The sequence below is a fragment of the Acinetobacter soli genome (assembly GCF_000760595.1).
GTDB classification, from domain to species: Bacteria; Pseudomonadota; Gammaproteobacteria; order Pseudomonadales; family Moraxellaceae; genus Acinetobacter; species Acinetobacter soli.
Genome location: NZ_BBNM01000014.1, coordinates 40,409 through 55,977, shown reverse-complemented (window position 1 = coordinate 55,977; position 15,569 = coordinate 40,409). Strand labels below are relative to the sequence as shown.

14 protein-coding genes are annotated in these 15,569 nt (G+C 45.7%); 11 read left to right on the top strand and 3 right to left on the bottom strand.

Annotated elements, in window-relative coordinates; genetic code table 11:
- Window positions 1–83: 83 nt before the first annotated feature.
- Together Aso01_RS14145 and Aso01_RS14140 are read left to right on the top strand one after the other, a co-directional pair.
- A complete protein-coding gene (locus Aso01_RS14145) occupies window positions 84–848 on the top strand; it encodes a hypothetical protein (RefSeq protein ID WP_004932410.1) in 765 nt (254 codons plus the stop codon).
- 19 nt (window positions 849–867) lie between these two features.
- Window positions 868–1,425: an RBBP9/YdeN family alpha/beta hydrolase gene (locus Aso01_RS14140; RefSeq protein ID WP_004932412.1), complete on the top strand. Its 558-nt coding sequence runs from the start codon at window positions 868–870 to the stop codon at window positions 1,423–1,425.
- A gap of 45 nt (window positions 1,426–1,470) precedes the next feature.
- Here the strand turns inward: Aso01_RS14140 and fadA are convergent, their stop codons facing one another.
- Entirely contained in the window at window positions 1,471–2,643 is a 1,173-nt protein-coding gene (gene fadA / locus Aso01_RS14135) for an acetyl-CoA C-acyltransferase FadA (RefSeq protein WP_004932414.1), read from the bottom strand.
- A 13-nt stretch (window positions 2,644–2,656) separates the two neighbouring features.
- Window positions 2,657–4,810 (bottom strand): fatty acid oxidation complex subunit alpha FadB, encoded by a 2,154-nt coding sequence (gene fadB / locus Aso01_RS14130; RefSeq protein WP_004932415.1) that lies wholly within the window; start codon window positions 4,808–4,810, stop codon window positions 2,657–2,659.
- 455 nt (window positions 4,811–5,265) lie between these two features.
- Here fadB and lpxO point away from each other — a divergent pair, with 455 nt between their 5' ends.
- The 7 genes from lpxO to Aso01_RS14095 all read left to right on the top strand — a co-directional run bounded on the left by lpxO (window position 5,266) and on the right by Aso01_RS14095 (window position 11,992).
- Window positions 5,266–6,180, top strand: coding sequence for a lipid A hydroxylase LpxO (lpxO, locus tag Aso01_RS14125; protein WP_004932417.1), 915 nt, complete (start codon window positions 5,266–5,268; stop codon window positions 6,178–6,180).
- Between the two features lie 178 nt (window positions 6,181–6,358).
- Window positions 6,359–6,937 (top strand): CHAP domain-containing protein, encoded by a 579-nt coding sequence (locus Aso01_RS14120; protein WP_004932419.1) that lies wholly within the window; start codon window positions 6,359–6,361, stop codon window positions 6,935–6,937.
- Window positions 6,938–7,039: 102 nt separating this feature from the next.
- Window positions 7,040–8,839 carry an excinuclease ABC subunit UvrC gene (gene uvrC, locus Aso01_RS14115; protein WP_034435207.1) on the top strand — a complete coding sequence of 600 codons (1,800 nt, stop codon included), beginning with the start codon at window positions 7,040–7,042 and terminating at the stop codon, window positions 8,837–8,839.
- A gap of 96 nt (window positions 8,840–8,935) precedes the next feature.
- Window positions 8,936–9,727: a thioesterase family protein gene (locus tag Aso01_RS14110; protein WP_004932425.1), complete on the top strand. Its 792-nt coding sequence runs from the start codon at window positions 8,936–8,938 to the stop codon at window positions 9,725–9,727.
- 107 nt (window positions 9,728–9,834) lie between these two features.
- Window positions 9,835–10,422 (top strand): CDP-diacylglycerol--glycerol-3-phosphate 3-phosphatidyltransferase, encoded by a 588-nt coding sequence (gene pgsA, locus Aso01_RS14105; RefSeq protein ID WP_004932427.1) that lies wholly within the window; start codon window positions 9,835–9,837, stop codon window positions 10,420–10,422.
- Between the two features lie 109 nt (window positions 10,423–10,531).
- Window positions 10,532–11,380, top strand: a complete 849-nt coding sequence (locus Aso01_RS14100; RefSeq protein WP_004932429.1) for a bifunctional transcriptional activator/DNA repair enzyme AdaA — start codon at window positions 10,532–10,534, stop codon at window positions 11,378–11,380.
- Between the two features lie 3 nt (window positions 11,381–11,383).
- Window positions 11,384–11,992 carry an alpha-ketoglutarate-dependent dioxygenase AlkB family protein gene (locus Aso01_RS14095; RefSeq protein ID WP_004932431.1) on the top strand — a complete coding sequence of 203 codons (609 nt, stop codon included), beginning with the start codon at window positions 11,384–11,386 and terminating at the stop codon, window positions 11,990–11,992.
- Window positions 11,993–12,024: 32 nt separating this feature from the next.
- On the opposite strand, the gene Aso01_RS14090 is transcribed toward Aso01_RS14095, so the two are convergent.
- The gene (locus tag Aso01_RS14090; protein ID WP_004932434.1) at window positions 12,025–12,801 is read right to left on the bottom strand and encodes an IclR family transcriptional regulator; all 777 of its coding nucleotides are present in this window, start codon (window positions 12,799–12,801) and stop codon (window positions 12,025–12,027) included.
- A gap of 453 nt (window positions 12,802–13,254) precedes the next feature.
- Between Aso01_RS14090 and Aso01_RS14085 the strand changes: the two genes are divergently transcribed.
- Both Aso01_RS14085 and Aso01_RS14080 read left to right on the top strand, forming a co-directional pair.
- Window positions 13,255–15,345 carry an FUSC family protein gene (locus Aso01_RS14085; protein WP_004932436.1) on the top strand — a complete coding sequence of 697 codons (2,091 nt, stop codon included), beginning with the start codon at window positions 13,255–13,257 and terminating at the stop codon, window positions 15,343–15,345.
- Window positions 15,338–15,547: a DUF1656 domain-containing protein gene (locus Aso01_RS14080; RefSeq protein WP_004932438.1), complete on the top strand. Its 210-nt coding sequence runs from the start codon at window positions 15,338–15,340 to the stop codon at window positions 15,545–15,547. The genes Aso01_RS14085 and Aso01_RS14080 overlap by 8 nt, the downstream gene beginning before the upstream one ends.
- The last annotated feature ends 22 nt before the right edge of the window (window positions 15,548–15,569 follow it).

Genomic DNA, 15,569 nt, shown 5'->3' with positions numbered 1-15,569 from the left:
ATGCAACACACCCATTTTATGAAATGATCACGTATCAATAACAACAGCGAGCAATCAACAACAACAAGATGAAGGAGAGGAGTATGCGCCGTTTTCAGATCATCATCGCAATCCTGATTGTGATCCTGTCCCTTGGTTTTTTTTCTTATCATTATATTCAACAGCAACAGCTCAAAGACACCAGTCAGATGTTTGATCAGGTCATGTCTGAAAAAATGGCACTGCTTTATGATCAGGCACAAGACTGGTCTAAACCTGTACAACTGGATATTCATGATCGCCGATTGGCGGGAAATTATAAAAAGATTTCCGAGTTTTTACTGAATTACTGGGTACAAAACATCAATGCACGTAATGCTTATTTACGTGCCCTTAAGGCAGCCCAGTGGGATACCTTTTTAGATGTGACACGGCTTGAGCAAGATCAGAAACAGCAGTATGCGCAAACACAAAAGATGCTCAATGATGTGCGGCAGGCATCCGTGCTGTATCAAAATCAATATGAACAGATTCATCAAGCTTTTCTGGCCGAGGCCAAAACCTTGTCGGTAGAGCCGGATATGCGGATTTTGCTGGAAAAGAAACTTGGCAGCAACCAGAAAGTCGATCAGGATCATGCCATTTTCTTGCTGGAAATGCAGATTTTAGATAAAGCCGATGCCATGTTTGCCATTTTAAAAACCCATGCATGGGAACGAAACGGCAAAAAAATTCTGTTTCGAGACACCGCGCAGGTGAAGGCATTTAATCAGTTATATCAGGATGTATTACGGCTTAATGCCAAAATTGAGAGTATTAAAAAGCGCAATATGGCTGCGCTTGATCAGCAGTTAAAAGATGCAACTTGATTGAGTGAGGGAGCAGTTCATGCAACATGTATATGTACTTCATGGTTACTCTGCCTCACCAGAGGATCATTGGTTTCAAGATATTAAAAATCAGTTAAATGGTGATCAGACACAAGTCACCTTAATTCACTTTCCAGATTCAGCTTATCCAGATGTAAAGGCATGGCAAGGCACGCTTGACCATCACATCCCCAAAATTGATGACACTACATTCTTTGTCGCGCATAGTTTGGGGGTTATCAGTCTGTTGCATTTTTTTCATCGGCACCAAATACAATATTTGGGAGGAATGTTGCTGGTTTCTGGCTTTCGAGAAGCTTTACCCGCATTACCAGAACTAGATGATTATATTGCGCAGAGTCAACAGATTCCGCAGACTCTTCAACTCAGGGCTGGCGCCTATATGTATTTGTCGGATCATGATGCTTATGTCCCTCCAGAGTGGAGTATTCGCTTGGCGCTGGAGCTGAATATACCATATGAACAAATTGCACACGCGGGACATTTTCTGGCAGAAGATGGTTACACCACGTTTCCAGCATTGGTCAAACGCTTACATGATATGCTACGGGCATAAAAAACCCCGCAATTTGCGGGGTTTTTCTTTTATTTGAAAGTCATATTAAACACGTTCGATAATGGTCGCGATGCCTTGGCCCAAACCGATACACATGGTGGCAAGACCAATTTGCGTGTCTTGTTGTTCCATCACATTCAGTAGGGTAGTGGTAATACGCGCACCCGAGCAGCCTAAAGGATGGCCCAGTGCAATCGCACCACCGTTTAAGTTGATGATGTCTTGCTTTTCATACACACCCAAACCTTTCATGACTGATAGACCTTGAGCAGCAAAAGCTTCGTTCAATTCGATGGTCTGAATATCTGCCATGCTCAAGCCCGCACGTTTGAGTGCTTTTTGAGTGGCTGGCACAGGGCCATAACCCATGATTGCTGCGTCACAGCCAGCAACCGCCATTGAGCGAATCACGGCACGCGGTTTTAAGCCGAGGGCTTGCGCACGTTCTGCCGACATCAAGAGCATCGCAGAGGCACCATCAGACAATGCAGATGATGTGGCTGCTGTTACGGTGCCGCCTTTCGGATCGAATACAGGACGCAACGCCTTAAATGCTTCTAAGTTGGCATCTGGACGAATCACTTCATCGATGTCGCAAAGGATTTTAAAGCCATTGGCATCGTGGCCTTCAACACCCACAATTTCATGTTTAAAACGACCTTCTTGGGTCGCAGCCCAAGCACGGCGATGTGACTCTACACCAAACGCATCTTGCTCTTCACGGGTAATACCGTTCATGCGTCCGAGCATTTCTGCAGTTAAGCCCATCATGTTGGATGCTTTGGCATAGTGCTTCGAGGCTTCTGGGTTAAGATCGATACCATGCATCATACCGACGTGGCCCATGTGCTCGACACCCCCAATGATAAAGATATCACCTTGGTTGGTGGCAATTTGCGCCGCCGCAGTATGAATTGCCTGCATCGATGAACCGCACAAACGGTTGACGGTTTGCCCTGCAACCGTTTTAGGTAAATCAGCCAATAGACCAATATTACGGGCAATGTTCATCCCTTGTTCGAGTGTCTGGTTCACACAGCCCCAGATCAAGTCTTCTACTTCATTGACATCAAATTGGTTACGTGCAATCAGCGCACGTACCAATTCTGCAGATAGGCTGTCGGCACGTACATTTCGGAACATCCCGTTTTTAGATTTGCCCATGGCAGAACGAACACCATCAACAATCACAACGTCACGTGGATTTAAAGTAGTCATTCACGTTGCTCCCTTAACCGTAAAATTTCTTGTTGTTTTCAGCCATATCGCGCAGCATTTGCGGTGCTTCGTACGCTTTGCCGAGATGTGCATATTTGTTGCAAAGCGCAACGTATTCTGGCACGCCAGTCTGATCGATATAGCGGCATGGGCCACCACGGAACGGCGGGAAGCCAATGCCCATAATCATGGCCATATCCGCTTCAGCAGGAGTGGCGACGATGTTGTCTTCAAGGCAACGAACCGTTTCGTTACACAGTGCCAGCATCATGCGGTCAATGATTTCTTGCGGATCAAACTCGTGTTTTTCACCTGTCACAACCGATGCAATCACTTCATAGGCGCTTGGGTCAACCGTTTTGGCTTTTTTGCCTTTTTTGTCGAGTTCATACTTATAAAAGCCGACATCATTTTTCTGGCCCAGACGTTTGGCTTCGTACATGGTCTGGATTGAACCTTTAAAGTCTGGTTTCATACGATCAGGGAAGCCTTCTGCCATTACTTCGGCGCCGTGCACACCCGTATCGATCCCCACCACATCCATCAGGTAAGCAGGGCCCATTGGCCAGCCAAATTTTTCCATAACTTTGTCGATTTGCTGGAAATCTGCACCGTCTTTAAGTAACAAATCAAATGCACCAAAGTACGGGAACAACACACGGTTGACCAAGAAACCCGGACAGTCATTCACCACGATTGGGGTTTTGCCCATTTTTTGTGCCAGAACAACGGTCGTTGCAACCGCTTCATCGGAGGTTTGTTCACCCCGGATGACTTCGACCAGTGGCATCATGTGCACCGGATTGAAAAAGTGCATACCGACAAAATTTTCCGGACGCTTTAACGCTTTGGCCAAACGTGTAATCGAAATGGTCGAGGTATTTGAGGCAAGAATGGTGTTATCACGGACTTTGGCTTCGGTGTCGGCCAGTACCGCTTCCTTGATCTTTGGATTTTCGGTCACCGCTTCAATCACGATATCGACGTCTTTAAACTCGTCGTAGCTCAAGCTTGGACGAATTCGCGCCAGTGTTTCACCCATTTGAGCCGGCTTCATTTTTTTACGTTCAACTTGTTTGGTTAACAGGTTGTTGGCTTCTGACATTCCAAGCGCGAGCTGAGGGTTCCCAATATCTTTCATGATAATTGGCGTGCCTTTGCTTGCAGCTTGATAGGCAATCCCGCCGCCCATAATCCCGGCGCCCAATACAGCAGCTTGATTAACAGGGTGCGCGCCTTTTTCGTGTTTTTTCGATACTTTCTTGATGATTTGGTCGTTGAGGAACAAACCAATCAGTGCTTCAGCTTGCGCAGTGACCGCAGCTTTGGCAAAGCCTTCTGCTTCAACCTTCAGCGCATCGTTACGGCTGAGGCTTGCACCGGCCTGCAATGAATCAATCATGAGTTTAGGTGCAGGGTATTGCGCTGGATTGGCTTTGGCCAAAACGGCACCTTTCGCAGTATTAAACGCCATCATTTGTTCAAGCGGTGCCAGTTTAACTGGATCGATTTTTTCCTGACGCTTGGCTTTCCAGTCCAGACGTCCAGCGAGGGCTTGTTTCACCAGATCAATTGCAGCATCTTGTAATTTGTCGGCAGCGACCACGGCATCGACGGCACCATCTTTTAAAGCAGCAGCCGGTTTTTTCGGTGCGGCCATCGCAATCCATTCGACGGCATTGTCAATCCCGATCAAACGGCTCAAACGCACGGTACCACCAAAGCCCGGGAAAATTCCCAGTTTGATTTCTGGTAAGCCGACCTGTGCGCTTTCAGACATCACACGGTAATCGCACACCAAGCACATTTCAAAGCCACCACCTAATGCCATGCCATTAATGGCAGCGACTTTAGGGATGTCTAGATCTTCAAAGCTGTTAAAAATCTCATGAACAGGTAAAGCCCACTCCACAATCGCGCTTTCGCCCTGTGCAAAGTTATCGCCAAATTCGGTAATGTCGGCACCCACAATAAAGGTCGATTTGCCGCTGGTGACGATCAAACCTTTTACTTCAGAATGGTTTTTAACTGCTTCGATGGCAGCTTTAAAATCGTCTAGGGTTGCACGGTTAAACTTGTTGACTGACTCACCTTGTAAGTCAAAGCGGAATTCTGCAATTCCGTCCTGAAGCATTTGGACGGTAATGGCATTGCCAGCGTGGATCATGCCTGATCTCCTTTATTCTGGAGGATTTATACGTTGATGTTGTGACGTGTATATTGCGTTATACAGTTAAAATACCTCGTCAATCTTACGATAACTATATCGAAAAAGAATCTAACAAGTTGTATCTAGTCGTGACGCAAGGGTCACCTATTTTTCACGGGTCATTTGGGTGAATATACTTAAAAACCCATACATATTCGTGTTGAATAATTTTATCACTATGATTTATCTATTTTTTTATAAGTGATTTTGTACATTAAGCCTAGTCTTCACTCAAATTTAAAAGTTGTGTTTTTGTAATAAGACTGTCAATAAAGTCAATTCGCCATTTTGAAGGTCTTTTTTTATGCTGGATTTTACCTTTATAAGATCATTCATTTAGAGCAGGATACATTGGGTAGATGATCAAAACATAAGTTGTTAAAATACACGCAATCTTTTTTGAGTGGGTCTTCATGATTAAGTGGATCATATTGGCGATTTTTGTGATATCAGCGTTGTATATCCAGCATCGCGGTAAAGTACGACATTCGTTTTATCGTCAGTTTTTCGACCATTCGACTTTGCTTGCCCCGATTAATTTCTTGATGTACTTATTTTCAAAAGTGCCCAACCAGCCGTATATCGATACCCAACATTTTAAAGATTTAAAAGTGCTGGATGAAAACTGGGAAATGATTCGCGATGAAGCACAGGCCTTATATCAGCAAGGTGGCATCAAAGCATCGAGTACCTACAATGATTTAGGCTTTAACTCATTTTTTAAAACAGGCTGGAAGCGTTTTTATTTAAAATGGTATGACTCTGCGCATCCATCGGCGGCAGAACTGTGCCCAAAAACCACGGCGCTACTCAAAACCTTACCGACGATTAAAGCGGCCATGTTTACTGAACTGGCGCCAAACAGCCGTCTGGTACGCCATCGTGATCCCTATGCTGGCTCATTACGCTACCATTTAGGTTTGATCACGCCCAATGATGATCGTTGCTTTATCGATGTCGATGGACAGCGTTATTCATGGCGTGATGGTGAGAGCGTGGTGTTTGATGAAACCTATATTCATTATGCTGAAAATACCACAGACCAAAACCGGATTATTTTCTTTGCCGATGTAGAGCGCCCACTCAAAACCCGTCTCATGGAAAAATTTAACCACTGGTTCGGTAAAAACGTGATGACCGCAGCCAGCTCACCGAACGAAACGGGTGATAAAACGGGTGGCCTCAATAAAGCCTTTGGTTATGTTTATCAGATCCGAATCAAGGCCAAGGCACTCAAAGCCAAAAACCGCAAATTGTACTATGTGCTGAAATGGGCACTGATGCTGGGTATTTTCTTCCTGATTTTCGTACGCCCTTATGTGTTTTAAGAGATAAAACCAAACGCCCTGCGGGGCGTTTTTTTATTGAAGTACACACTTCAAGGCTGTTGTGTGAACCGCGTCGCGGGCTCAAGAAATTGTTACAACTATTAAAGTTCAATTCATAAAGTTTGGTTCTACAATGGCACCGTTTTGAAAAAGTGGTTCTTCGAAGTAGGTTTTTACAATGGCTCATGTTCATCACGCAGTCCATGTTCACCATGTGCAGGTGGCTGAAAAAAAAAGTGCGCATGTACATCATCACGCTCGCCCGCAGACGACGCATAAAAAATCTGCGTCGCATCATGCAGCACATAAAACGCAAAGTAGCCATTCGAGTACCGCACATCGTAAAAGCCATAGTACGCATAGCGCAGGGCATCATAAAAAGCATGTCAGCCGCGATATCGATTTACATAAATTTTCCCATAAGCTTGAAAGTATTTCCGCGCGCCATAGCAAGAAAAAATGTGCACGCAATATCCGCATTGCCTTGCAAACGGCAGGTGCCGATGTATCCAAACATCCTGTCGCTGCATCGGATTGGGGGCATACTTTAGAAAAAAACGGCTATAAAAAGATTAAACCGGCTTTTGGTCACCCGCAACCGGGCGATATTTATATCATTCAGCGTACAGGCGATCATGTTTATGGTCACATTGCCGGTTATACGGGCAATGGCTGGATTTCAGATTTCCGTCAAAAAAACTATGCGGTATATAAAGAAAAAGATTTGAAATACACGTATTACCGTCTTGAGTCTTAGATCAGTTTAAGCACGCGTTATGATCTGATTTACAGTGATGGCTTGAAAACAGCGTATGGAACCGTCACATTAACAGTCTGACCTTTAGCTAAGACCATGATTGTGAATTCAAACGCGCGTCCACATATTGAAAAACTGCTCGCCAACATGACCCAATTGCCTGGGGTGTATCGCATGTTGGGTAAAGACGGCGAACTGCTTTACGTGGGTAAAGCTAAAAATCTGAAAAACCGTGTCTCCAGCTATTTTGTCAAAACCATTGAGCACCCCAAAACGCAGGCATTGGTGGCGCGTATTTATGATATCGAGACTTTGGTCACGCGTTCGGAAACCGAAGCGCTTCTGCTTGAACAAAACCTGATTAAACAGCATCGTCCGCCTTACAATATCATGCTGCGCGACGATAAATCCTATGTGTACATTTTTGTTTCGAGCGACAAACCGTATCCGCGGATTGCCAGTGGTCGTGGCAAAGGCAAACATCAAATCGGCAAGTTTTTTGGGCCTTACCCGAGTGCCTATAGTGCCCGCGATACATTACTGGTGTTACAAAAACTATTTAATGTACGTCAGTGCGAAAATAGCTATTTTGCACAGCGTAAACGGCCGTGTTTGCAGTATCAGATCAAGCGATGTTCGGCACCGTGTGTGGGGCTGATTTCACCTGAAGACTATAAACAAGATGTCGAAAACTCGATTCGGTTTTTACAAGGCGATACCAAAGAGCTGAATCAGGAGCTGATTGCCAAAATGGAGGAGGCAGCCGAGCAACTGGCGTTTGAAAAGGCAGTATTTTATCGCGATCGACTGGGGTTGCTGCGTGAAGTACAGGCACAGCAGGCGGTGTTTAAAATTAAAGGTGAGGCCGATATATTGGCGATTGCCTTTCAGGCTGGCGTGACCTGTGTGCAAATCATGCACGTCCGCAATGGACGCATGCTTGGTGGAAAAAGTTATTTTCCGGATATGCTCAGTGATGATCTGGGGCAAATGCTCAGTGATTTTATGGCCAACTTTTACTTTCAGGTGGCCGATGAAATTCCGGTAGAATTAATTGTGAATATGGAGTTGCCGGATAAAAAAGAGCTGGAGCAGGCATTTCAGACCGAATTTGGTAAGAAAATCCAGATCAAGCACAAGGTGCGTGAAACCCGAGCTGAATGGCAAGAACTGGCTGTGATGAATGTGCAGCATGCCATTAAAGGCCAGCTCAGTAATCATTTAGAGCTAAATGAGCGTTTTTATCAGCTTGAACAGGTGGTTGGGCGTCCGATCGATCGGATTGAATGTTTTGATATTAGCCATACCATGGGCGAAGCGACGATTGCCTCATGTGTGGTCTTCGATCAAGGCGGTGCACGTAAACGCGATTATCGTCAGTTTTCCATTGAAGATATTACTGCTGGTGATGACTATGCGGCCATGCGTCAGGCGCTCACGCGGCGCTATAAAAAGAATTTGTTGCCCGATTTATTGCTGATTGATGGGGGGAAGGGACAGTTACATATGGCCATGGAAGTGATGCAGCAGTTGGGGCTAGATGCTTTTATGATTGGCGTTTCAAAAGGCGAGGGGCGTAAACCTGGTCTGGAAACCCTGCATTTTACCGATGGCAGCAAAATTCAACTTCCAGAAGACCATAAAGCACTGCATTTGATTCAGCAGGTGCGTGATGAAGCGCACCGCTTTGCGATTACGCGCCATCGCGCCAAACGTGATAAGCGACGCGCATCGTCGGTACTTGAAGCCATTCCGGGCTTAGGGCCGAAGCGCCGTCGTGATTTGCTCACGCATTTTGGCGGCATTCAGGGTGTACTCAAGGCCTCTGAAAAAGAACTCACCTTGGTTCCGGGGCTGGGTCCATCTATGGCCCGTACCATTTATAAGATTTTGCACGAGTAAATTGACCAAAAGCATCAGTGACTCTTGGGTCATCTCCCATTTTAGTTTGTTTAAAATCGGTCACAATAGCAGCGAAGAAAAAACAAGAGTGAACTTATGTTGCTAAACGATGCATCACCACAAGTGAATCACCGCAAGGATATTCAGATTTCATCGGGCTGGTCGCAGGGACGTACCGTCTACGGTGGACTGGTTGCCGGTCTATTAATGCAAAATGCACTGGATGTGGTTGCCAATCCACATCAACAAGTTTTAAGTTGCAGTGTAACCTTCGTCGGGCCAGTGAAGGAGGGTGCGGCACAGTTAACTGCCGAGATCTTGCGTAAGGGAAAGTCGGTCACGACCATTGAAGTACGACTGTGGCAGGCAGGTGCGGTTCAAAGTATTTTGCTGGCAAGTTTTGGCGAGCCGCGTTCGTCTGAAATTGTGGTGCATCAGTTACCAGAAGCTCCCGATTATTTGTTGCCAGCGCAACTCTCACGAATGCCTTACGTGCCCTTAATGCCCGAATGCTATCAGCAGTTTGATTTACGCTGGGCCGAAGGGCATTATCCGATTAGCAATAAACTGCCCGATTTTGGTGGATGGTGCCGATTTGATCCTGAGCTACATGCTGAACGTGCATTTAATGTGGCCGACTTATTGATTTTAATGGATATCTGGCCACCAGGGGTATTGCCGATGTTTCAGCAAATTGCACCGGCCAGCTCGCTGACTTGGCACTTAAGTTTTGTTCGCCCGATTGAATATGCTTTACATGACTGGTTTAAATATAAAGTGGTGACGCAGCACGCCGCGTTTGGTTATGCCACCGAATATGCGCACTTGTGGGATGCACAAAACCGGTTAATTGCGATATCTAGACAGACCGTTACTGTCTTTGCGTAGTCGACACTGTGACACATTTCGTATAAAGTTGGCGGTAGTTAAACATGCATGAAACCTTAATTTGCCATATTGGCATGATCTAATGAGGGGCCTCACAGGCGGTGTCTATGACAACAGGTCGAATCCTGAATATCCCAAATATTTTAACACTTGCTCGAATCGCCCTAATCCCGGTATTTTTGATGTTGGCCTATTGGCCACCAGCCATTGGGGTGAATTTTCATGAGGGGAGTTTTTTACGGCATATCGTGCTGACCGCGATTTTTATTTTGGCTGCAGTGACCGACTGGTTCGACGGCTATTTGGCGCGCGCGCTGAATCAGACTTCGGCGTTTGGTCGTTTTCTGGATCCGGTGGCAGACAAGCTCATGGTGGCATCGGCGCTGATTGTTCTGGTGCAATGGCAACCTACCATTTCTATGGCCTTTGCAGCGATTGTCATCATTTCCAGAGAGATTACCGTATCGGCGCTACGTGAATGGATGGCCGAGCTAGGCGCTAGAACCAATGTTGCAGTGTCGACGGTAGGGAAATATAAAACAGCGTTTCAAATGATTGCGATCAGTGTATTTCTGCTCAACTGGAAGCCACTAGATTTACTGGCGTATGCCTTGCTTTATACCGCGGTTATCCTGACTCTATGGTCGATGTTTATTTATCTGCGTGCCGCATGGCCGTATCTGAAACAGCCTTAAATTAAAGACCTTTCTTCGTGAAAGGTTTTTTTATGGCCAAGTGCAAGAATCGGGTCGATTGCTTGCACCAAGCTGGGATAAAGTACTTCAAGAGCAGGAGAAGAGTGCGATGAAAACTTTATCGACAGCGCAGTTTACGGTGATTGCCGAGGTGATTGCGTATTTATATAGCCATGCATCACAACAGCCCAGCCTTGAAGAAGCTGCCGCTCAGGTTGGCTGGAGTAGCAGTTATTTTCAGCGCCAGTTTCAGGCATGGGTTGGCATTAGCCCCAAAAAATTTATTCAGTACATCAGTGTGCAACATGCCAAAGCCTTGCTCTTACAACAGCATTCGGTGCTCGAAACTGCCCTAGAGACTGGATTATCCGGTACTGGTCGCCTGCATGATTTATTTGTGCATCTTGAAGGTGTATCTCCAGGAGAGTTTAAGCAACTAGGTCATAACATCGAGATTGATTACTCTTATGAGGCAACGCCCTTTGGCGATATTTTTATTGCCAGTAGTGCGCGTGGTGTCTGTTCTGTCCAGTTTGTACTTAATGAGCAATCAGCGTGTCCACTCACAACCTTGGCACAGCAATATCCATACGCGCGTTTTCAAGCCCATTCGCGCCACTGGCACAAACAAATCGCACAGTGGATATGTGGTGATTTAAGCGTGAGCCTATCTCAGAAAATTCCGCTGCGTTTACGTGGTACGCCTTTTCAGCTGAAAGTATGGGAAGCGCTCCTGAAGATTCCAGCAGGGCAACTTTACAGCTATCAGCAAGTGGCTGAACATATGGGACAACCTTCGGCCGTTCGGGCCGTGGCCAGTGCAATTGCTAAAAATCCAATTGCTTATCTGATTCCCTGCCATCGGGTGATTCGCGCGTCGGGCGTTGTCGGGGAGTACCACTGGCACACATCACGTAAATTAGCATTGCTATCTACAGAGCTTGCAATGGTGAGATGACATATGACCTTGGATTTATTCGCTCCTGAGCCGCGGCAGAATATATTGCCTTACGATGGTGATGTACAAGACTACGGGTGTATTTTTAGCCCTGATGAAGCCGACGCTTATTTTCAGTATTTGTTACAGCACTTACACTGGCGTCATGATGAAGCCAAGCTGTATGGAAAGCACTTTGTGACCGCAAGACAGGTGGCGTGGTATGGCGATCGACACTATCGCTACAGCTACTCCGGCGTGATTCGAGATGCATTGACTTGGGACCCTGAACTCCTAAAACTCAAGCATCGCCTTGAGCAGTTGCTGTCAGAGCGCTTTAATTCGTGCTTGGCCAATCGTTATGAAGAAGGCACACAGGGAATGGCATGGCACAGTGATGGCGATATGTCGCTGGCCAAAGAAACCACCATTGCATCACTGAGTTTTGGTGCAACACGGAAATTTTGTTTCCGGCATATGCAGAGCAAGGAAAAAGTCGAGTTGCATTTGCAATCGGGGCAATTGATCGTGATGCGGGGGCAAACCCAGCAGCACTGGCAACATGCGCTCATGAAATCACAAAAAGTTATACAGCCACGAATCAACCTGACTTTTCGCCAGTTTCTGCTTTAAAGGGTTAGATCACTGTAGATGATGACAGTCGCTTAGGGGTGTTCAATTTGAGACAAAGCCAAAAATTTCTGCTCAATTTGAACGGCGTTAGTTTGCAAAATCTCAATCAGTTTTTCGATATTGATAAATTCAAAGCGATTTTTGGAGGCCACCAAGGTCAGTGCCATGGGTGATTCTTTGCTGTTGGCAAATTTGATCGGAACTGAAAGCCCGGTTACCAACGGATTGAGCTCGCCGTGAGAAATATAATAGCCATCTTTTTTGATTTTTTTCATACGCTGTAAGAAGCCTTCTTCGTCATGGGCAAAATCGACATCGGCCAACTGGCTAGAAAAACGCTGATAGTAATCTTGAATCTGGCGTTTACTGAGCTGCGCCATAATGACTTTAGGTGAAGACCCCATATAGACCGGGCGTGGACAGCCACGACCATAAGACAATAAGTCGGCGTTTCGAAACACTTCGTGATGGACATCGATACAATAATCACGGTTCAGGTGGGTCAGTAAGCAGCACAGTTCGGTTCGTTCGGCAATTTCGCGCATAAATGGGCTGCTGATTTGTACAATTGGGTCGGTGGTACGAGAAATGTAATCCATGACCGCAATTTTAGGGCCCAGCGTATAGTCACCTGAAGTGCCACTGATGCGCTGTAAAATTTCGCTCGACACCAACTCCTTTAAATAGCGATAACCCGTCGGTTTTGACAAGCCCAGCTCATCACAAATCGTATCGACATTAATGACGGGACGATGAACCGAAAATAAGTCGAGAACTGTCAATATCTTACCAAAACTTGAAAGCGCCATGATGAACTACTTCACTAAATCATACTGAGGAAACGAACCGAAGATTCTTTATAACAAATTGCCTATCATCTTGCAGCGATATTTCACTGAGAGGATTAAATTATCCAAAATTGAACTAAAAAAGTGCAATAAAAATATATTAATTATCATAATAAGATATTTTGTTGACGTATTATGTTTTTTTTGAAACAATATTTGAACCAAAATATCGAATCAAGAAATTTCTGATTGTCGGTTTTTGCGTTTTTCTTCTCTTTCTTCTTCCCTGAAAGAATCTAAAGGTCTGGATCTTCCTGCTCCAGATTAGGCGGTCAACCGCCTTTAAAAAATGTTGAATATTATTTTGATTCGTCAGAACAATAGTAAAACATTTGTAGTCATCGTTATCGTTTTCGATCTAGGCCATGTGGTGGGGTTGTTGAGCACCGCTGTGTCTGATGTAGAGATATATTCATGCTTTGGAAACAGATCTTGGCGTTTCGGCCCAGTCGAATGGATTTGATTTTTGCCGTCAAAACCTTTATCGCCATGATGCTCGCGCTCTATATTGCCTTTTCACTGGATTTGACTTATCCGATGTGGGCCGCGGGCACCGTCATTATCATTGCACAGCCTTATGCGGGTATGGTGTCGTCTAAAGCGCTGTATCGTTTATTGGGTACGGTCGCTGGTGGTGCGGTCGCGATCTTTCTCACACCGCATATGATCGATATGCCGATTCTGTTTACCTTCGTGTTGTCGCTCTGGATTGCACTGTGTTTGTATATTTCCCTGCTCGATCGTACACCGCGAAGCTACGTATTTATGCTGGCCGGATACACCACCGCCATGGTGGCCTGTAGCTCGATCAACAGTATTGATACTTATAGCGTTTTTGATATGGCTTTAAGCCGTGTTCTGGAAATTTCGGTGGCGGTGATTTGTAGTGCTGTCGTTTCTGCCACAATTTTTCCAGCGCATCTGGGCACACAACTGCAACGCCGAGTACAAAAAACTTTAGACGATACCCGCGAAGCATTCGAACGTATTTTGACAGATGAACAGCATAGTAGTCAGTACACGCAATTGCTGGCAGGTGTAGCACGTGATACTTCCGATATTCATGGCTTGGCTGTACATTTGGCCTACGAACGAGGCGAATTGCGAGGCATGACCAAACCGTTGCAAGAGCTGTTACACCAGATCACCATGATTGTGGCCAATCTGGTCTCGATGTCTGAGCGTATCGCACAAATGGATGAGCTGGATCTACGTTATCGTCAGGTTTTGCCGCAGCTGCATACGCATGTGGTTCGCTTTTTGCGTGAGCAGCAGGATATCCAAGACGATCAGCTAGATCATTTACCTGCCGAATTCACAACGGATTTTCAGCACTTATTCGAGCTGATTCATCCTTCGCAACGGGTGATGTTGCAGGCTTTTCAAATGGATGTGCGTCATTTTATTCAAAATGTCATGACCATCAAACTCCTCTGGACGCGTATCCAGCGGGGCGATAAACGCATTCCGGATCGGATTGCAGCGCTCACGACACAATATCCAAGTTTACATCGTGATCACGGGATTGCTGTGCGCAGCTCGATTGCAGCAGGTATTGCAACGGCAGCCTCGTTTTTGCTCTGGATTTATAGCGGCTGGCATGCCGGTTATATGATGGCGCAGCTCACAGCGGTGAGTGCCTGTATTTTATCGACACTCGATAATCCTGTGCCTGCGCTTAAGCTATTTATTAAAGGATCGATCTTATCGGCTGTGTTAACGGTGTTTTATGCCTTTATCATCATGCCGGAAGTGAAAGAATTTTGGCAACTGGCCTTTGTACTGGCACCAATGGCCATTTATTTGCTGTCGATGTTTCCGCAGCCTGCATTGATGGGATTGGCACTGCCGATGCTGATCAACTTTGTGATGAGTTTGAATTTGCAAAACCATTATGCAACCAATGCGGTAGTGCTCATGGACACGGCCATGGCAGGCGTGATGGGGCCGATTATTTCCATTTTAGCGATCCAGTTTATTCGTGCGATGTCTCCCGAGACCAGTGCCACACGCATTTTGGCGTTACATTATAAAGCGATGCGCGAAGCTTTATATTTGCCTTATGGGGTTCGCTTTCGGGTTCATTTACGCAGCATGCTTGATCGCATTGGTATTTTAAATACCAAAATGGTGCAGTCTGATGAGCTGAAGCAGGCGATGAATCGTGCGCTGATTGAAGCCAGCGCTGTGGTGAATTTGAGCCGTATTGCTGAGGTGCTGCATGGTGATACAGGTTCTACCGAGTTAAAACGGGCGTTATTTCGTTTTCAACAGTTACTCGATCGTGGCTTTAAAGATCAGGAAAAACGATTAGAAACACCACAGGCTTTGCAAGAGAAATTACTGGCACAAATACAACAGATTGAAACGGTATTGGCAAATGAGCCGAACCTCAGCTTAAAACAGCGTATTGAAGTGAGTATGAACAACATCCGCAGCAGTATTTTTCATGCGCAGCAGAATAAACCAGCCGCGCTGATGTCTAAAGGGGAAAGCAATGGGTGAGTTTAATGCATACGGGGTGTACTTTCCGAGCTTTCTGATTCAGGCCATTTGTGCCTTTATCGTCTTTAAAATCGTAACGCGTGGAACCGACCGCCTCATTGCAGCAGGCTGGATTGGATTTCCCGGTGTGTTTAACCTGTGTTTATACATCATCCTGTTGATGGGCATGCACTGGATTTTTCTTTGGCAGTTTGGTCGATGACAGCATCGTTACTAAGTGAAAT